General features: G+C 72.2%; 13 protein-coding genes. 3 read left to right on the top strand and 10 right to left on the bottom strand.

What is annotated here, in order from left to right; genetic code table 11:
• Positions 1-398: 398 nt before the first annotated feature.
• Entirely contained in the window at positions 399-2,555 is a 2,157-nt protein-coding gene (locus QIS96_RS35450; protein WP_282546971.1) for a PTS fructose transporter subunit IIABC, read from the top strand.
• Between the two features lie 135 nt (positions 2,556-2,690).
• On the opposite strand, the gene QIS96_RS35445 is transcribed toward QIS96_RS35450, so the two are convergent.
• The 7 genes from QIS96_RS35445 to QIS96_RS35415 all read right to left on the bottom strand — a co-directional run bounded on the left by QIS96_RS35445 (position 2,691) and on the right by QIS96_RS35415 (position 10,636).
• On the bottom strand, positions 2,691-3,668 hold the full coding sequence (locus tag QIS96_RS35445) for a cation diffusion facilitator family transporter (RefSeq protein WP_282546970.1): 978 nt from the start codon (positions 3,666-3,668) through the stop codon (positions 2,691-2,693).
• Positions 3,669-3,778: 110 nt separating this feature from the next.
• A complete protein-coding gene (manA, locus tag QIS96_RS35440) occupies positions 3,779-4,930 on the bottom strand; it encodes a mannose-6-phosphate isomerase, class I (RefSeq protein WP_282546969.1) in 1,152 nt (383 codons plus the stop codon).
• A 141-nt stretch (positions 4,931-5,071) separates the two neighbouring features.
• On the bottom strand, positions 5,072-6,202 hold the full coding sequence (locus QIS96_RS35435; protein WP_282546968.1) for an SIS domain-containing protein: 1,131 nt from the start codon (positions 6,200-6,202) through the stop codon (positions 5,072-5,074).
• Between the two features lie 105 nt (positions 6,203-6,307).
• On the bottom strand, positions 6,308-6,478 hold the full coding sequence (locus QIS96_RS35430; protein WP_282546967.1) for a Trm112 family protein: 171 nt from the start codon (positions 6,476-6,478) through the stop codon (positions 6,308-6,310).
• Between the two features lie 447 nt (positions 6,479-6,925).
• Positions 6,926-8,293 carry a phosphomannomutase/phosphoglucomutase gene (locus QIS96_RS35425; protein ID WP_282546966.1) on the bottom strand — a complete coding sequence of 456 codons (1,368 nt, stop codon included), beginning with the start codon at positions 8,291-8,293 and terminating at the stop codon, positions 6,926-6,928.
• A gap of 169 nt (positions 8,294-8,462) precedes the next feature.
• The gene (locus QIS96_RS35420) at positions 8,463-10,079 is read right to left on the bottom strand and encodes an L-lactate permease (RefSeq protein ID WP_282546965.1); all 1,617 of its coding nucleotides are present in this window, start codon (positions 10,077-10,079) and stop codon (positions 8,463-8,465) included.
• A gap of 179 nt (positions 10,080-10,258) precedes the next feature.
• Positions 10,259-10,636, bottom strand: coding sequence for a DUF3499 domain-containing protein (locus tag QIS96_RS35415; protein ID WP_282546964.1), 378 nt, complete (start codon positions 10,634-10,636; stop codon positions 10,259-10,261).
• 387 nt (positions 10,637-11,023) lie between these two features.
• On the opposite strand from QIS96_RS35415, the gene QIS96_RS35410 reads away from it, so the two are divergent.
• Positions 11,024-11,482: a metallopeptidase family protein gene (locus QIS96_RS35410; RefSeq protein WP_282546974.1), complete on the top strand. Its 459-nt coding sequence runs from the start codon at positions 11,024-11,026 to the stop codon at positions 11,480-11,482.
• 87 nt (positions 11,483-11,569) lie between these two features.
• On the opposite strand, the gene QIS96_RS35405 is transcribed toward QIS96_RS35410, so the two are convergent.
• The 3 genes from QIS96_RS35405 to QIS96_RS35395 form a co-directional block, all read right to left on the bottom strand.
• Positions 11,570-13,096 (bottom strand): DUF5719 family protein, encoded by a 1,527-nt coding sequence (locus tag QIS96_RS35405; RefSeq protein WP_282546963.1) that lies wholly within the window; start codon positions 13,094-13,096, stop codon positions 11,570-11,572.
• The gene (locus QIS96_RS35400) at positions 13,093-16,929 is read right to left on the bottom strand and encodes a glycosyltransferase (protein WP_282546962.1); all 3,837 of its coding nucleotides are present in this window, start codon (positions 16,927-16,929) and stop codon (positions 13,093-13,095) included. The genes QIS96_RS35405 and QIS96_RS35400 overlap by 4 nt, the downstream gene beginning before the upstream one ends.
• 224 nt (positions 16,930-17,153) lie before the next feature.
• Positions 17,154-17,417, bottom strand: a complete 264-nt coding sequence (locus QIS96_RS35395; RefSeq protein WP_017945871.1) for a WhiB family transcriptional regulator — start codon at positions 17,415-17,417, stop codon at positions 17,154-17,156.
• Positions 17,418-18,125: 708 nt separating this feature from the next.
• Here QIS96_RS35395 and QIS96_RS35390 point away from each other — a divergent pair.
• Positions 18,126-18,638 carry a cysteine dioxygenase gene (locus QIS96_RS35390; RefSeq protein ID WP_282546961.1) on the top strand — a complete coding sequence of 171 codons (513 nt, stop codon included), beginning with the start codon at positions 18,126-18,128 and terminating at the stop codon, positions 18,636-18,638.
• Positions 18,639-18,648: the final 10 nt, after the last annotated feature.

Genomic DNA, 18,648 nt, shown 5'->3' with positions numbered 1-18,648 from the left:
GGAGAGGTCGGCGACCTTGAAGTCCTGTCGGTTGGCGACAGTCGTCATGGCGAGCTGCTCCTCGTAATGGGTCGAGGTTGGGCATGGCTGATCTGCGGTGACGAGCATAGGAATGCCCGGCACTCGCAGCGCAGTCGTCCGAGGCCCTCTCTCCCTCGGACAGCCCGAGGGGCCGCCCGACCGCCATCAGCAGCGACGTCTGGCTGGGTTACGAATCTACACCGATCGGCCCAGCGAGCCCCAGTCCGCCTCCTGCCGCGTCAGCTCTGCGGGTTGCCCCCACCAGGCATAACAATTGGGACTTTTCGACTTTTGAATCTGGGCGTACGTGTTGCAGGATGCCTTGGGATCGGGAACATATGCGCGATCTCGTTTCATGAAGGCGTAAGGAGATCCACGTGACCAGTCCGAGCGAGCCGCCCCAGGCCGGGGGCCCGGCAGGGCAGAGAAAGTTGGTCGCGGTGACGGCCTGCCCGACCGGCATCGCCCATACGTACATGGCGGCCGAGAAGCTGCAGCAGGCCGCCGAGGAGCTCGGCATCGACATGAAGGTGGAGACGCAGGGCTCCATCGGAGTCGAGAACGCACTGTCCGACAACGATGTCAGAGACGCGGACGGCGTCATCATCGCCGCCGACAAGGAGGTCGATCTCGACCGCTTCGCCGGCAAGCAGATCCTGAGCGTGGGCGTAGCCGAGGGCATTCGCCACCCCGAGGAGCTGATCGAGCGGGTGCAGAGCGCGCCCGTGCACGGCGGCGGCGGTTCCGCGCCCGCGGGCGGCGGGGCGATAGGCACCGGCGGCGGTGGCGGCGGCAAGGAGCGCAGCCTCGCGTACAAGGCGCTGATGAACGGCGTCTCGTACATGATCCCGTTCGTCGTGGTCGGCGGTCTGCTGATCGCGATCTCGCTGTCGCTCGGCGGGCACACCGACCCCCAGGGCGGTCTGGTCATCCCGGAAGGCTCGTTCTGGAAGCACGTCAACGACATCGGCGTCATCGGCTTCACGCTGATGGTGCCGATCCTGTCCGGCTATATCGCGTACGCGATCGGGGACCGGCCCGCGCTGGTGCCGGGCATGATCGGCGGCTGGATCGCCAACACCGGTGAGCTGTACGACTCCGAGGCGGGGGCCGGATTCATCGGCGCGATCGTCACCGGCTTCCTGGCCGGCTATCTGGTGCTGTGGATCAAGAAGATCAAGGTGCCGAAGTTCGCGCAGCCGATCATGCCGATCATCGTGATCCCGATCGTGGCGACGTCCGCGCTCGGCCTTTTCTTCATCTACGTCATCGGCAAACCGATCGCGTGGATCTTCGAGCATCTGACCAGCTGGCTCAGCGGGATGACGGGCACCAGCGCGATCCTGCTCGGCGCGCTCCTCGGCCTGATGATCGCCTTCGACATGGGCGGGCCGGTCAACAAGACGGCGTTCCTGTTCGGCGCGGGGCTGATCGCGAGCGGCAACCAGACCGTCATGGGCATGTGTGCGGCCGCCATTCCGGTCATGCCGCTCGGGCAGGGGCTCGCGACGCTGATCCGCAGGAAGCTCTACACGGAGCAGGAGCGCGAGACCGGGTTGGCAGCGCTGTTCATGGGCTTCTTCGGTATCTCGGAGGGCGCTATTCCGTTCGCGGCCGCTCGTCCCGCGCAGGTCATTCCGGCGAACATGCTGGGCGGTGCGGTGGCCGGTGCCATCGCTGGTCTGGCCGGGGTCGAGGACGCGGTGCCGCACGGCGGTCCGATCGTCGCCGTGCTCGGCGCGGTGGGCGGCGTGGCGATGTTCTTCGTGGCGGTGGCGATCGGTTCGGTGGTGACGGCGCTGGCCACGGTCGCACTGGTCGACATCAGCGAGCGCAAGCTGCGTGGTGCCGGGAGTGCCGAGGCCGGTGCTACCGAGCCGGTGCTCGCAGGAGTCGGAGCCGGCGCGGCGGGCGCCGGGGTCACAGGTGTGGCTGCCGCGAGCGCCGCGCCCACCCTGCGGAAGAGCCTGAAGCCCCCGCGTACGACGGACGCGGAGCCCGAGCCCGCGCCTGAAGACGCAGCCCCCGCAGCACCCGCACTCCAGCCCGAGCCAGAGCCCGAGCCCGAGCCCGACGGCGAAGTCCTCTCCGGCTATCTCACCGACCGGACGGTGAAGCTCCAACTGGACGCCCAGGACAAGGAGTCCGCGATCCGCGAGCTGGCCGGCATGCTGGCGAGCACCGGCAAGGTCGCGGACACCGAGGAGCTGGTGCAGACCGCGCTGCGGCGCGAGGCCCAGGGCACCACGGGTCTCGGCGAGGAGATCGCGATCCCGCACGCCAAGACGGACGCGGTGACGTCGCCTGTGGTCGGCTTCGCCCGGTCGCCGGAGGGCATCGAGTGGGGCGCGCTCGACGGTACGCAGGCCAAGCTGATCTTCATGATCTCGGTGCCGGAGGCGGCCGCGGGCGACGAGCATCTGCGGATCCTGGCGCTGCTCTCCCGCAAGCTGATGGACACCGGCTTCCGCGAGCGGCTGATGTCGGCGCCGGACAAGCAGGCGGTCGTCGACGTACTGCGTGAGATCCAGTGATCAGGCGCTAGAACCCGGAAATCACGTACAGCCCTAGAGCCCGAAATCACGTACAGGAGAGCCGAAAGCACGCACTACAAAGAAGAGTTGGGCCCCGCACCCAGAAGGTGCGGGGCCCAACTCGTTCACAACAGGTCAGTGATCCTCGCCCGCTCCCGGGCCCCCCGGGGCCTTGGCCGGGTTGACGCCGGCGGCGGCCGCGGACTCGCTGTAGATGTCCGGCTCCAGGTAGATGACGCGGGCGATCGGGACGGCGGCGCGGATGCGCTCCTCCGCGGCGTTGATCGCGCTCGCGACCTCGGCCGCCGTGTCCTCGTGCTGGACCGCGACCTTCGCGGCGACGAGGAGCTCCTCGGGGCCGAGGTGGAGCGTGCGCATGTGGATGACGCGGGTGACGGTGTCGCCGTCGACGAGCGCCTTCTCGATCTTCTCGACCTCGTCGATGCCCGCGGACTCGCCAAGGAGCAGCGACTTGGTCTCGGCGGCGAGGACGATCGCGATCAGGATGAGCAAGACGCCGATGCAGAGGGTGCCGATGCCGTCCCAGACGCCGTTGCCGGTGGCGAGGGCCAGGCCGACGCCGCCGAGGGCGAGGATCAGACCGACGAGCGCGCCGAGGTCCTCCAGGAGCACGACGGGCAGCTCGGGCGCCTTGGCCCGGCGGACGAACTCCTTCCACGACAGGCTGCCGCGGATGGCGTTGGACTCCTTGATCGCCGTACGGAACGAGAAGGACTCGGCGATGATCGCGAACACCAGGACGCCCACCGGCCAGTACCAGTGCTCGAGTTCGTGCGGGTGCTTGATCTTCTCGTAGCCCTCGTAGATGGCGAACATGCCGCCGACCGAGAACAGGACGATCGAGACCAGGAACGCGTAGATGTAGCGCTCGCGGCCGTACCCGAAGGGGTGTTGCGGTGTCGCCTCGCGCTTGGCCTTCTTGCCGCCGACGAGCAGCAGGCCCTGGTTGCCCGAGTCGGCGAGCGAGTGCACGCTCTCCGCGAGCATCGACGACGAGCCGCTGAAGAGGAAGGCCACGAACTTCGCTACCGCGATCGCGAGGTTGGCGGCCAATGCCGCCACGATCGCCTTGGTCCCGCCTGACGCGCTCATGAGTGCCCGTTGTCCCTTCGTACATTCACGTACGTCTCGTACGTCCCAAAACTCGCCGTGCCCATGCCGTGCGGTGGGTCATTGTTGCAGCACGGCCGGAGCGAGGTGAGTCAGGCCACCACCGTCGCGCGGAAGAGGGTGCCGTTTCCGGAGATCTCCGTCATCTCCCCCGCAGGGACGAAAACCGACTCTCCAGGGGCGAGTTCCAGCTGTCCTGTGCGCACGTTTCCGGCGGTGCAGAGCAGGATCTGGGGCGTACGAGCCGTCAGGTCGCGGGGCGTCGAGCCGGCGGGCAGGACGAAGCGGGAGAGGCGGAACTCGTCGGTCGGGGTTTCGTAGACCTCCTCGCCGTCCGGGTCGGCCTCGGGGCGCAGGACGCCGGGGTCGGTGGCCTGGAAACGGACGATGCGCAGGAGCTCGGGCACGTCGACGTGCTTGGGGGTGAGGCCGCAGCGCAGCACGTTGTCGGAGTTGGCCATGATCTCGACGCCGAGGCCGTTCAGGTACGCGTGCGGGACGCCGGCGCCGAGGAACAGGGCCTCGCCGGGCTGCAGTCGGACGTGGTTGAGGAGCATGGCGGCGATCACGCCGGGGTCGCCCGGGTAGTCGCGGGCGATGAGCGCGTACGGCTCGTAGTGGCCGCCGATGCGTTCGGCGGCGGCCGCGGCCTCGGTGACCGTGGCGGCCATCTCGTCGCGGTCGGCGGCGAGTACGGCGGTGAGGACCTCGCGCAGCGCGGCCTCTTCGGGGTGGGCGTGCAGCAGATCGACGTACGGCTTCAGGGAGTTGACGTCGAGGCCTTCGAGGAGGCGGGCCGCGTCGTCGGGGTTGCGGAAGCCGCAGAGGCCGTCGAACGGCGTGAGCGCGCAGATCAGTTCGGGCTTGTGGTTGGCGTCCTTGTAGTTGCGGTGCGGGGCGTCGATCGGGACGCCGCGGCGCTGCTCGTCCTCGTACCCCTCCTTGGCCTGGGTGAGGTCGGGGTGGACCTGGAGGGAGAGCGGGGCGCCGGCGGCGAGGAGCTTGAGCAGGAAGGGCAGTCGGGGGCCGAACTTCGCAACCGTCTCGGGGCCCAGCTCGGTCTCGGGGTCGGCCGCGATCACCTCGTTCAACGGGCCGCGCTCGAGGCGGGAGGGCGCGCCGGGGTGGGCGCCCATCCACATCTCGGCCTGCGGTTCGCCGGTCGGTTCCACGCCGAGCAGCTCGGGGATGGCCGTGGTCGACCCCCAGGCGTACGGGCGGACGGTGTTGGAGAGGCGGTCCATACGGGGCTTCTTTCGTACGTGGGTCACGCGGCCGCTGCGGACGGCGTCCCGGTCCGCGCGCGGGCAGCGGTGGGCTGTCCGGGTCGGCAGTGGCGGGCGGCGTCCGGCGGGGCCGGGGGTGCAGTCGGTGGGCGTGGGTCATCATCGGGCCCCCGAAGCGAGCGCCAGGTAAACGGCGGCGAAATCCGTGACGGCGATCAGCTCGGCGAGCGTCTCGAGTTCGGTGCCGTCCTCGGGTTCGAGCTCGCTGATGGCGGTGTCGTGGCTGAGGGCGAGTTCGCGGGCGGCCGGGGCGGCGCTGAGGACGCCGTCGGGGCGGTCGCGCAGCAGGACGGCACGCGCGCGTAGTGCCTGTTCTTCCTCGACCCGGTCGCGGAAGAAGTCGTCGGGGTCGCCGCCCGCCGCGAGGTCGCCGAGGAGCAGGGGGCCGTGGGCGGGCAGCGCCTCGGGGAGCTCGGCGGCGAGCGCGGGGCTGCCCGCGAGTTCGCCGAGGGATGCGGCGAAGCGGCGGCCGACGGGGCCCGCGGCGGGGCCCTCGGTCCAGATCAGCGGAAGCGACTCGTCCAGTTCGGCGGCGAGGGTCTTGGCCGGGTTGCTGTATGTGGCGATGGCGGGGCCGCAGCGCTCGGCGGTGGCGTCGAGCCGGTCGGCGACCTTGTGCAGCGCGTCGGGGTCGGCCTCGATCAGGCCGGTGCGGCCGAGGAGGACGAGCAGGGGCGTGAGCAGGGCCCACAGGGCGTCGGGGCCGACGAGGGCCAGCTCCTCGTACTCCTCGTGGAGCGGGGTCGCCATCGGTACGGCCAGGCCGTGCTTGCCGCCGATGGTCTCGGTCAGCGGGGCCTTGGCCGGGGCGACGGAGACGACGTTGAGGCCGCGCCGGTAGGCCTGTTCGGCGAGGACTTCGAGGCCGGGTTCGGTGCCGTCGGGGGTGGCGATGAGCAGCAGGTCGACGGGGCCCGCCCAGCCGGGGAGCGCCCAGCGGAGGGCTCCGGCGGCGGGGGCGACGCCGGTGGGGCGCAGCCGGACGACCGGGCAGCCGGAGCCGGCGAGCGTGTCGAGCAGGTCCGCGACTCCGGTGGCGGCGGTGCCGGGGCCGGCGACGAGGACCGCGCGGGGGCGGCCTTCCGGCTTGAGTTCGGTGAGGCCGGCCTCGGCGGCGTGCCGCAGCGCCGTGCGCACTCTGGCGCCTGCTTCTGCGGCGCCGCGCAGCAGGCCTCGGCGGTCGGCGCGGCCGAGCGCCTCCGGATCGTCGAGCAGCGAGTCGTCGAGCACGGCTGGGGGCCTCCGATCGCCGGTGCGTACGGCAGTGGGATTCGGTGCGTACGGCAGTGGGGCGGAGGTCGGCCGGAAGGCCCGGCCGCACCTCGCGCGGCCTGCCTAGGCGGGGCGGCGGGCCTCGTCGACGAGGAGCACCGGGATGCCGTCCTTGACCGGGTAGGCGAGGCCGCAGCCCTCTCCGGTGCAGAGCAGCTCGGCGTCCGCCTCCTTGAGGGGGGCGTGGCAGGCCGGGCAGGCGAGGATCTCCAGGAGGCCGGCTTCGAGCGCCATGGAACGGTTCCCTTCGGGTGGCTGACCGGCAGTGGATCGGCGGTCAGAGCTTGGTCGGATCGGAGCGTGGTCTCGGACGAACGGTGGTGGCTCGGGACCCGCCCCTGACCTGGGCCTGTGCCCGGGTCAGGTCTATGGAATGCAGCCTGGTCAGCCTACCGCCGCGCGGGTTCCGACGCCGGGCCGCAGGGGCCGCGGCCGGCGGCACGGGGCCGTCCGGCCTGGGGCGGTCCCGTGCTCGTCGGATGGCGTGCACGACGGCCGACGGTGGTACGGGATCCGCCTGCGGTCCTGCTGCCCTGCGCCGCTGGTCGTACGGCTCTGTCGTGCGGTCGTACGCCCCTGCCGGTGGTCGTACGCCCCTGCCGGTGGTCGTGCGGCCCTGTCGGTGGCTGTGGCCCGGCAGGGGCCCGTATCGGCGGAGGCAGCGGCCGGGGCCAGTGGCGCTCAGGCTCTGACGATGGCGAGGACCTCGTCCCGGACCCGGGCCATCGTGTCGGCGTCCCGCGCCTCCACGTTCAGCCGGAGCAGGGGCTCGGTGTTGGACGGGCGCAGGTTGAACCACCAGTCCCCGGCGGCCACGGTGAGGCCGTCCAGCTCGTCCAGGGTCAGGCCGTCCCGCCCCGCGTAGGCCGCCTTGACCGCAGCGGCCCGGCCCGCCTGGTCGTCGACCGTGGAGTTGATCTCGCCCGAACCCTCGTACCGGTCGTACTCCGCGACCAGGGCCGAGAGCGGGCCGTCCTGGCCGCCCAGGGCCGCGAGGACGTGCAGCGCGGCCAGCATGCCCGTGTCCGCGTTCCAGAAGTCGCGGAAGTAGTAGTGCGCGGAGTGCTCGCCGCCGAAGATCGCGCCCGTCTTGGCCATCTCCTCCTTGATGAAGGAGTGCCCCACGCGCGTGCGCGCGGGCGTGCCGCCGTGTTCCCGGACCACCTCGGGGACCGACCAGGACGTGATCAGGTTGTGGATCACCGTGCCCTCGCCGCCGTTCCTCGCCAGCTCACGCGCGGCCACCAGGGCGGTGATCGCCGACGGGGAGACCGGCTCGCCGCGCTCGTCCACCACGAAGCACCGGTCCGCGTCGCCGTCGAAGGCCAGGCCGAGGTCGGCGTCCTCCGCGCGGACCCGCTTCTGCAGGTCCACGATGTTCGCCGGGTCCAGCGGGTTGGCCTCGTGGTTGGGGAACGTGCCGTCCAACTCGAAGTACATCGGCACCAGTTCGAGCGGCAGGCCCGCGAACACCGTCGGCACCGTGTGACCGCCCATGCCGTTGCCCGCGTCCACGACCACCTTCAGGGGGCGGATCCGCGTCAGGTCGACGAGGCCGCGGAGGTGGGCGGCGTAGTCCTCGAGGCTGTCGCGCCCGGTGATCTCGCCCGGCGTCGCCGCCGGAGCCGGAGCGCCGCTCACCGACCACTCCTCGACCAGCCGCCGGATCTCGGCCAGACCCGTGTCCTGCCCGACCGGGGCGGCGCCCGCGCGGCACATCTTGATGCCGTTGTACTGCGCCGGGTTGTGCGACGCGGTGAACATCGCGCCCGGCAGGTCGAGGGCGCCCGACGCGTAGTACAGCTGGTCCGTCGAGCACAGCCCGATCTCGGTGACCGCCACCTCGCGCGCCGCCGCGCCACGCGCGAACGCCCGCGACAGGCCCGGCGACGACGGCCGCATGTCATGCCCCACCACGATCGCCTGGGCGTCCGTGACCTGCGCGAAGGCCGCGCCGAACAGCTCGGCCAGGGACTCGTCCCACTGATCGGGGACCACCCCGCGTACGTCGTACGCCTTCACGATCTGCGCCAGATCAGCCACGGCCAACCCTCCTGGAATCCTGTGCGGTCCCCCAACGTACCGGTCGCCGCTGACAGTCCGGCACGAGCCGGGGCCGCCGGGGCACGGCGAGCGTATCGGCCGTGTCCCGGCGGCCCGCAGGGCTTCGTGACCCCGGCGTCACGGCCGGAAACCCCATGCGTCCGGGGCGGGAACATCAGGGCAACATCCACCCCAGCAGGAACGTGCTCTGGGCGACGACGATCAGACACATCACCAGAAGCAGGCCGATGCTCCAGGGCAGCACCTTGCGGAGCAAGTCGCCCTCCTTGCCCGCGAGTCCGACGGCGGCGCAGGCGATGGTGAGGTTCTGCGGCGAGATCATCTTGCCGAGCACGCCGCCGGAGCTGTTGGCCGCGGCGAGGAGTTCGGGCGAGAGCCCGGACTGCCGCGCGGCCGTCACCTGAAGGGCGCCGAAGAGCGCGTTGGCCGAGGTGTCGGATCCGGAGACCGCGACGCCGAACCAGCCGAGCACCGGCGACAGGAACGCGAGCCCCGCACCCGCCGCGGCCACGAAGTGCCCGATGACGGCGGCCTGTCCGGAGAGGTTCATGACGTACGCGAGCGCCAGGACCGAGGTGACGGTGAGGATCGCGAACCGGAGTTCGTGCACAGTGGCGCCCCACTCGCGCAGCGCCACGCGCGCGTGCACCCCGATGACGGCGGCCGTGAGGAGCCCGGAGAGCAGCACGAGGGTGCCGCCGGTGGACACCAGCGGCAGCGTGAACGCGTTCGCGCCCACCGGATTGCCCTCGGGGTCGGCCACGTCGAGGAACGGCCAGTCGAACACCTGCGTGGCCGCGTCGAGGATGCTCTTGACCGCCGGTATCTGGGCGAGCGAGAAGACGACCACGATGAGGGCGTACGGGGCGTAGGCGCGCAGCACTTCGGGGCGGGGGTCCTCGGGGTCCAGGTCCTCGCTGCGGACGCCGGTGAGGACCGCGGCGCGCACCGGTTCGGCGGCCGGTTTGCGGGCGCTGGGGACCGCTACGAGGGCGGCCGCGCCGACCAGGGCGGCCCCGATGTCGGCCAGTTGGGCGGAGACGTAGTTGGACGCGACGAACTGGGCGGCGGCGAAGGCGGTGCCGCAGACCAGGGCGGGCAGCCAGGTCTCGCGCAGACCGCGCTTGCCGTCGACGAGGCCGACGAGCACGAGCGGCACCACAAGGGCGAGGAGCGGCGTCTGACGGCCGACGACGGCGGCGACCGAGTCCAGGGGCAGGCCGGTGACCTGAGCGAGCGTCACGACCGGTGTGCCCATGGCGCCGAAGGCGACGGGCGCGGTGTTGGCGACGAGGGCGACGACGGCCGCGCGCACCGGCTGGAAGCCGAGCGCGACCAGCATCACGGCGCTGATCGCGACCGGCGCGCCGAAGCCGGCGAGAGCCTCCAGGAGCGCGCCGAAGCAGAACGCGATGACGAGTGCCTGAATGCGCGGGTCGTCGGAGAGCCGCCCGAAGGAGCGGCGCAGGATGTCGAAGTGCTCGGTGCGGACGGTCATCCGGTACACCCACAGGGCGTTGACGACGATCCACATGATCGGGAAGAGCCCGAACAGCACGCCTTGCGCGCCGCTCGACAGGGTCTGCCCGAGCGGCATCCCGTACGCGAGCCAGGCGACGAGTACGGCGACGGCGAGGCCGATGAGGCCCGCGCGGTGGGCCTTCATCCGGACGGCGCCGAGCAGGACGAGAACGGTGACCAGGGGTAGTGCGGCGATCAGTGCGGACAGGCCGAGCGAGTCGGCGACGGGTTCCAGTTCCTGTACGAACACACGGGCCTCCCGGGCCCCATGAGGCTCTGTCGCCTCCCGTCCATTCCGGCATGCGGAAAGCGATCACTCACGGGTGGCGGAATCGTCGTGTCCGCGACAAGGGGAAGTCAATGACCCGTACAGCAACGATTGTTGAAGAGGAAACGTCAGTCGCTCAAGGGGCTGCTGAGAGCGGTGGGTCAGTTCTCAGGGGAGCGCAGGACTCGGAGGTGGCCGCGGCGTGCGACCTCCATCGGGTCCGCCGAGCGTGCCCCGCTGCCGCCGGCCTCGGCCGCACGCTCCTGCGGGCGGGCCGCCTCACGGACGGCGTTGGCGAGCGCCTCCAGATCGTCCCCGCTCGGACGCCCCGGGGCCGACGTGTCGGCGAGGCGGACGACCTCCCAGCCGCGCGGCGCGGTGAGGCGCTCCGAGTGCTCGGCGCACAGGTCGTAGCAGTGGGGTTCGGCGTAGGTGGCGAGAGGGCCGAGGACCGCGGTCGAGTCGGCGTAGACGTACGTCAGCGTCGCGACGGCGGGACGGCCGCAAGCGGTGCGCGAACAGCGACGTACAGGGCTCACGACGTTGGACGGTACCGCACTCTTGAGCGGGCCGCGACGACTCTCCCCGAGGTCACTCCCCCGTGTCGCAGTGTGCTGCCTCACACAAGGCCCTCCGAAGGTACCGCACTGACCTGCGCAAACCCCAAGAGGAGCCGGAATCAACGGCGTTGAGCGCCACCCCGATCCCGTGCAAATGCCGTCATTTGCCATGAGTCCGGTGGTCTCGGTGGGTTACAGAATCGAGCCCAAGGTTGGCTGGAATGGTCATCGGGCGACACGCCCTGTGCCGTCCGGATGTACCGCGGGCATCGGAGGCATCTCTCCCCCGCCGGGTTTCGGGCTCCACGCGCGCGTAGTGCCCGTGTGGCGGCCGGTGTCAGTGCGGAGGATTACGCTTCACCGGTGATGGACAAGTCCGTACCGCCCCGCGCGAGCGAGCCCAGGATCCGCCGCAGAGACCGGCACGGCCGCGGCATGCGCGGACCCGTGGCGCCGCCGCAGGTGCCGCTCTCCGCGAGCCGGGCAGAGGTCTTCGCCGACCTCGTACAGGACTCGGTGGAGCGGCTGGAGCGGCGCTGGCCGCAGCTCGCCGACATCGAGTTCCTGGTCCAGGACGTGCCGTACATGAACGGCGGGGCGGGTCCCGGCGAGCTGCTCGGCGACGAGGCCGTGCCGCTGGGCGGGACGGTGTCCGCGCGTGACGACCTGCCCGCGCGGATCGTCGTCTACCGCCGCCCGGTCGAGATCCGTACGAAGAGCCGCGACGAGCGCGCGGCGCTGGTGCACGAGGTCGTCGTGGAGCAGGTCGCCGAGCTGCTCGGCCTGTCCCCGGACGCGGTCGACCCGCGGTACGGCGAGGACTGACAGCCCGTACGGACTCGTACGCCCTCGCGGTGGCCTCGTACGGGAAGGGGCGAGGCCGCACGACCCCGCCCCTTCCCGTAGGAGCCGCTACTTCTGCAGCACCGACAGGTCCTGCTCGGCCTGCGGCACCGTGATCGTGCCGCGGTCGTCCGGCAGCGTCTGGATCGTGAACATCGGCAGGCCGTCCTCCGGCAGCTCCAGCATCCGTGCCGCGTGCACCGTGCCCGAGACCTGCTCGACCGTGAGCGCGTACGTGCCCTTCAGGCCGCTGGGCGCCGGCGGCTCGACGGCGAGGGTGGTGCCGCCCTTCACCGTGTACGTCTTCGTGACCGGCCTGCCGCCTTCCGAGCCCGCCGAGGCCGTGACGCGCACCTTGGCGGTCTTGTCGGGCGCCACCAGGGACAGCGTCGAGCCCTTGGCGCGGTTGTCCGCGGCCGTGGCGCGGTCGCCCACCGGGGCGGTCGCCGGGATGAACGCCGTCTCCTGCCGGGCGCCCTTGCCGCGCGTGACCCGCAGCGCGGCGACCACCGGCACCGAGTCCTCGCTGGGCGTGAGGAGGAGCGAGCCCGCCTCGCCCTTGGTGACGTCGCCGAGGTCGACCGCTGCCGTCATACCGCTCTTGACGTGCAGCGTCTCGTTGCCCGCAGGCGTGATCGAACCGGTCGGGCCCGCAAGGGCGACCTTCAGGTCCGCGTCCTCCTCGCCGGGCGCGAAGGCGACCAGGCGCACAGACGTGGCGTCCTTCGGGATGCCGGGCAGGACGACCGTGCCCGCGGGGTCGGCCGAGGCCGGCAGCCAGTCGCCGCCCAGCTCCTCGTCGGCGGCCTGCACCGCGGCGCCCACGCGGCCCGCGCGCGCCGTGACGTGCGCCGTCACGTTGGTCTGCGGCTCGTCCGTGAGCGTGGAGAGCAGCACCGGGACGCTGGAGTGCGGCGGCACCTGGATGTCCTCCCCGACGTTCGAGTCCAGCTCGCCGCGCGGGCCGAACAGCTCGATGTCGACGACGGCGGCCGTGTCGTCCGGGTTCGTCAGGTGGACGTAGTCGCTCCGCTCCTTCGCGGTGCTCGCGCCGGGGAACCAGAAGTCGGTGTCCGGGGCGCCGCAGGCCAGGCCGTGCACCCCGCGGCCGCTGCCCGCGCCGATCGTGGTGGTCTGCTGCACCGTCCAGCCGGGCGCGAGCGCGCCGTCGGCCGAGCCCACGAGGGCGGGGGCCTCCGCGCCCGAGGCATCCTCGGTGACCGGCTCGCCGACGCCCTTCGCGGCGAGGACGGGCTTGCCCGCCCCGGCCGGCTCCTTCGCCTTCTTGTCGCCCTTGCCGGACTCGTCACCCTTGTTGTCGTCCCCCGACGCGCGCGTGGCGCCCACGAGTTCGGCCGTGCCCTTCCCGCCCGCACCGGCGGCGGACTTGGGCGTGAACGACGTGTACGCGGTGTCCGCGAGGTCGGAGGTGCTCGGCGCCGGGCACAGCAGGCTGCTGCGGTCCACCGGCCGCTGCTCGGCCGCCTTCGCCGGGCCGTCGGCCGCGCTGCCGTCCGGTGCGGTGAGCGTGGCGAACCCGGTGACGACGGCCAGCGCTCCGCCCGCGGCGATCAGGGACAGGGTCGTGCGGTTCACTGCTGGCTCCCGTCGGGGCGCTCGCTGTCGGGCCTGAAGTCGGCGCCGCCGTATGGCTGTTCATAACCCTCGTAGCCCTCGTACGGCACGTACGGCGGGGTCTGCGGCGGCTGCGGCGGTACGGGCGGCGGGGGCGGGGGTGCCGTCGGCGGCATCGCGGGGTCGGCGGGCTGGGCAGGCGGGGTCCCGTAGCCGTAGGACTCGTACGGGCCCGGTTGCACCGGCTGACCTGGACGGCCCGGCTCGTCGAACGTCCCTGCGGCGCCCGGCTGTTGCGCGTAGGCGTCGGGCGCGTACGCCCCTGAGCCGTACTGCTCGTAGCCGCCCGGCGGGTACTGCGCGGCCTGGTACTGGTCCTGGGGATACGCGGACTGGCCCGACTGGCTTGCCTGGCCCGGCTGTTCCGCGGCCGCGTACGCCGCGGTGGCCCACTCGGCGGGGGCGTCGTGCGTCTGCTGCTGCGGGACTGCGGCGGCGGCCGGGGCCGGGGCGGGCCGGGGCTCCTCGGGCGGCGCCGCGTGGCCCTGGGCGGCCGCCTCGGCCTCCTGGGCCGCGCGCAGCCGGCGGGCCCGCCGGCCCTCGCCCTCGACGGGCTGCGCCGGGACGGTGACGGGCTCGTCCGGAAGGTCGTCGTCCACGGTGTCCCGCCGGCCCGGCAGGGCCAGGACGACCAGCACCACGACGAGCGCGCCCTGCGCCCAGAGCCAGCCCGTGTGCGTACCGGGAGTGTCGTACGTGACGTCCAACCGGCCGCCGGACGGGGGCAGTTCGAAGCCCTGCGCCCAGCCGTCGACGGTCTTCCGGGCCAGCTCCTCGCCGTCCACCGTCGCCGTCCAGCCGTCGTCGGCGGAGTCCGCGAGGCGGAGCGTGCGGCCCTCGGGGCCCGCGGGGATGTCGGTGTGGATCTCGACGGGGCCCGCCGCGACCGGCTCGGGCGCGCCCGACGGGGGCACGACGGCGGCACGGGCGACCTGCCGGTCCACGCGCCACAGGGCCCTGCCGTCCTGCTGGCTCAGCCTGGTCAGGCCGGGCGTGGCGTCCAGGACGCGGCTCATCGCGCGCGGGGCGCCGTTCTCAAGCAGGACGTACCGCACGGCGAAGTCGCCGAGCTGGTCGACCTGGTCGGCGCCCGAACCCGCGACGAGGTGGGCGACGGTCTTGTCGAGGCGGTCGTTGCCCTCGCCCGCTGCGGCGAGTTCGGCGTCGCCCAGGCGGGCGCCCGAGCCGCGCACCAGCACGTACCCGACCTCGGCCTCGGATTCGCCGTCGATGACGAGGGTGCGGGGCTGGTCAGCAGTGCCGGACTCCTCGGCGACGAAGGCCGGGACCTGGGCCGGGTCGCGCCGTTCGAGGGGGCCGTCGGCGCCGCGCACCATCCAGCCGACGGCGGCGACGAGCGGGCCGAGCACGGCGGCGACGGCGATCAGGGCGGCGACGGGCTGGCGCCAGCCGAAGCTCTGCTCGGCTACGCGCGTGTGCGCCCCTTCGGCACCGACCACGGCGGCGGCTAGCAGCGCGATCCCGTACACGAGCGTGGCCGGGCCGGCCCAGGCGGAGCCGTTGCTGAGGGCCGCGAAGACGAAGCCGGTGAGGGCGACGGCCCAGGCGGTGTGGATCGCGAGGTTCCGCTCGCCGCGCAGCAGGGCCGCGAGGGCGGCCAGGACGAAGCCGATGAGTAGCAGCCCGCCGCCCGCGCCTGGCCCGCCGCGGCTGATGCCGAGCAGGTCGAGCCCGGAGGCCGAGCCCGCGCCGTAGTCGAGGCCGGTCGACTCGAAGAAGCCGAAGGGCAGCAGCGAGAGCGACCAGGGTGCGAGGACGAGCAGCGGCACGCCGAGCTGGGCGAGGACCCGCAGTCCGTACGCGCTCAGGTCGGCGCGGCGCACCACGAAAAGGGCGATGCCGAGCACAAGGGCGATGGGCCAGACGACCGGGGTGAAGGCGGTGGCCACGGTGAGCAGCAGCGCGTACGCCCAGGTGGCGCGCCAACTGCCGCGCGCGTCCGGCGTCTTCAGGAGCAGTCCGCTCGCGGCGAGGCCCGCACGCGCGATGAGCGGAAGCAGCATCGCGAGGACAGCGGTGCCGAGGTGCCCGCCCGCGAGCGCGCCGGTGGCTGCGGGCAGGAAGGCGTACGCGACGGAGCCCCACGCGCGCAGCAGGCGCGACTCGACGAGGGGCCTGGAGGCGAAGTAGGCGGCGGCGCCGGCCAGCGGGACCGAGCAGACCAGCAGGACCGTGACGGCGAGTCCGGTCGAGCCGAACAGGACGGTGGCCAGGGCGGCGACGAACGCGAGGTACGGCGGCGCGGACTGGGTGCCTCCGGTGCCGACGGGGTGCCACCCGTCGACGTAACGCCCCCACAGCTCGGAGACGTCGGCCGGGACGGGCAGCATCGCGCCGCCCGCGAGGGCGCCGCCGCCGAGCAGCGCGCGGCAGGCGATCAGGGAGACCAGGAGCAGCACGCCGAACAGCACGGGTCCCGGCTTGCGGCCGATCCGCTTGAGGCGCGCGAACTGCTCGACCTCCAGGAACTCGGCGTCGTCCCCGCCGGGCCCCGACTCCACCGCGCCGTGCCGGCCGCCGGAGGACGTCTCCGGGTCGGAGCGGCCGACGAGGTTGGAGGCGACCTGCTCGACGGTGAGGCGGACGGTGGCGCCGGGCGGCGGGAAGAGCGGCCGCAGCTCGGCGGCCTCCACTTGCGGTTTGCCGCGGCGTTTGCGGGCGCCGAGGATCCGCTCCGGGCGGAGCAACACCCCGAAGAGACCGGCGACTTCGTCGAGCGCCTGGCCGGGCACCTTGCCGACGAGGTAGGCGAGTGTCCGCAGGAGCGTGCCGAGCACGAGGCGGAGCAGCACCCAGGGCAGCGCCGCCGCGCGGGTGTTGACCAGCAGGGTGTAGACGGCGCCGGCCTTGTCGACGCGGTGCGGGCTCGCGGCAGTGCGGCCGACGCAGTCGACGGTGCGGCGCTCACGCGCGGAGGCCTCGGCGTGCCGCAGCACGGCGTCGGGTGCGATGAGGACGCGGTGCCCGGCGGCCTGGGCCCGCCAGCAGAGGTCGACGTCGTCCCGCATCAGGGGCAGGCGACGGTCGAAGCCGCCCAACTCCTCGAAGACGTCCCGGCGGATGAGCATGCCGGCGGTGGACACGGAGAGGACGGGCCGCACCTGGTCGTGCTGGCCCTGGTCCTGCTCACGCCGGTCGAGGTTGGTCCAGCGGCGGCCGCTGTGCGCGATGGAGACGCCGACCTCGAGCAGCTGCCTGCGGTCGTACCAGCCGCGCAGTTTGGGTCCTACGACGGCGACTTCGCGGTTGGCCTCGTGCTCGCGCTCGACGGTGCGCAGGAGCTCGGCGAGGGCGTCGGGCTCGGGGGCGCAGTCGTCGTGAAGGAGCCAGAGCCACTGGACCGGTTCCCCGTACGGGAGTTCCGGCATGTCGTACGCCTCGTCGCGCCAGGTGCGCGTGACCGGGTCCCAGCCGCTGGGGCGCTTCAGATAGGGCAGGTCGTCGGGCGTGAGCACGCGCGCGGTGCGGGCGGCTTCGTCGACGGCGGTGCCGAATCCGGAGCGGCGGGCGAGGTGCAGGACGCGGTCGGGGCCGAGGGCGTCCGTGACGATCGCGGCGGAGTCGTCGGCGCTGCCGGTGTCCGCGGCGACCACGTTCTGGACGGGGCGCTCCTGGCCGAGCAGGCCGCTGAGGGCGTCGGGCAGCCAGCGGGCGCCGTCGTGCGAGACGAGGACCGCGGTGACGACGTGCCTGGGGAACTCAGGCGTCTGGGCCTGGGGGGAAGCGGCTGCGGCAGCGTCGTACTGGCCTGCCGAATGGCTGTGCACGGACATCGAGGTACGGGCCCCGGTTCGATGGACTGCGGTGGACGCACGGGCCGGGTCGTGCTCGGCGGGGGCGTCTCGGACGGGGCCACACTAACGGCTGAGCAAACAGCGGTCCGCCGCCTGTGGATAACCCACTGGCGGCGGACCGTTGGTTACGTCGGGGTGTGCGCCTTTTGCTCGGCGCGGGTCGGGGTCGGGTGGTATTCGGTCGCGAGGCGATCGGCGGGTGTTCAGACGGCGGCCTTCTTGAGTCGTCGGCGTTCTCGCTCCGACAGGCCGCCCCAGATGCCGAATCGCTCGTCGTTGGCGAGTGCGTATTCGAGACATTCGGACCTGACCTCACAGGCGAGGCAGACCTTCTTGGCCTCGCGGGTGGAGCCGCCCTTCTCCGGGAAGAAGGACTCGGGATCGGTCTGGGCGCACAGTGCGCGCTCCTGCCAGCCGAGTTCTTCGTCCGCGTCCTCGACCAGCAGTTGCTGGAACAGCTCGGTCATGTGCGCCCCTCGTCTGTCTGTGCAGTCCCCGTGATGCTGCCGTTACCGATTTCGGCCGAACGACACGAGTGAAATTACAAGTGTGCCGATCCGGGCCAGTCAAGCCGGGATCTGCTATTGGGTCCCTTATTCACTCTGCGGAACCAAGGCTTTGCGGAAAGTGTTCAAATCGCCTTAAACCTGGACACTTCTCGGCGCCACTCCCGTACAGCCTGCCGACACCCGTAAAGACGCACCGGAGAGCGGTCCCGTTGCCGGGGCGCACACCGAAGCGACCTCGATCACGAACGAGTCACGAGACGACAACGACGTTTACGCACCCGGATGCAGCGCCACCTGTCCGATCCGGCCAATGCACAAACCTTTCGGCAGAACGAACAACCGGATACGGTGAACGATATCCCGCAATCCGGACATCAGGTTGACAGCAGACGTGTGAACCGGTCTCCTGTTGGGCATGCTCGCGAACTTGGCGCTCACTCTGATCCACACCGGTGGATCTCACTGTGCTGCCCTGGAGAGCTGTCGCTGTTCCTGTTGCTGTTGAGCCCATCGCGCTCCAGCCGTTCCGCACCGCCGAGCCCCCGCCGGGGCCCCGCACCTCGCGCCCGCACCCGGGCCACCCCTCGCTCGTGACCCGAGCGGACGTCCGCGGATCCACGGACACCGACACCCCGCACCTCTCCCCGCCGAGGAACCCCCGCACCGATGAACAGCGACAGCGACCTGCAGATCGCCGGCGACATCCTCGAGGTCCAGCACCTCCTCCAGCCCGCCCGTGAACACCCCACCACCGTGGCCGAATTCGCCGGGCTCGCCCGCGCCATCGCCGCCGACCGCTCCCAGTGGGAGCACCTCGTGGAGTACGACGCCACGAGCCGCTGGTACCACCGCCTGCGCACCGGGCCGGGCTACGAGGTCTGGCTGCTCAGCTGGGTGCCCGGACAGGGCAGCGGCCGCCACGACCACGGCCCCTCCTCCGGCGTACTGACCGTCCTTCAGGGCGAGTTGACCGAACGCGCCGAAAGCGGCACACGCGCGGTGGCGGCCGGGGCGCAGCGGGTCTTCGCACCCGGCTATGTGCACGAGGTCGTGAACGACGCGCTCGAGCCCGCCGTCAGCCTGCACATCTACTACCCCGGCCTCACCGAGATGCCGATGCACGCGCCCCAGTGCTCCTCGTCCGTGGCCGATACCGAGCGGGCCGCCGTCACCGCCTGAACCGCTGTCG

Origin of the sequence: Streptomyces cavernicola (assembly GCF_029968035.1) — a bacterium.
In the GTDB taxonomy this organism is placed as follows: Bacteria; Actinomycetota; Actinomycetes; order Streptomycetales; family Streptomycetaceae; genus Streptomyces; species Streptomyces cavernicola.
Note: the sequence above shows the minus strand (reverse complement) of the source record. Positions and strands in the feature narration are given on the sequence as shown.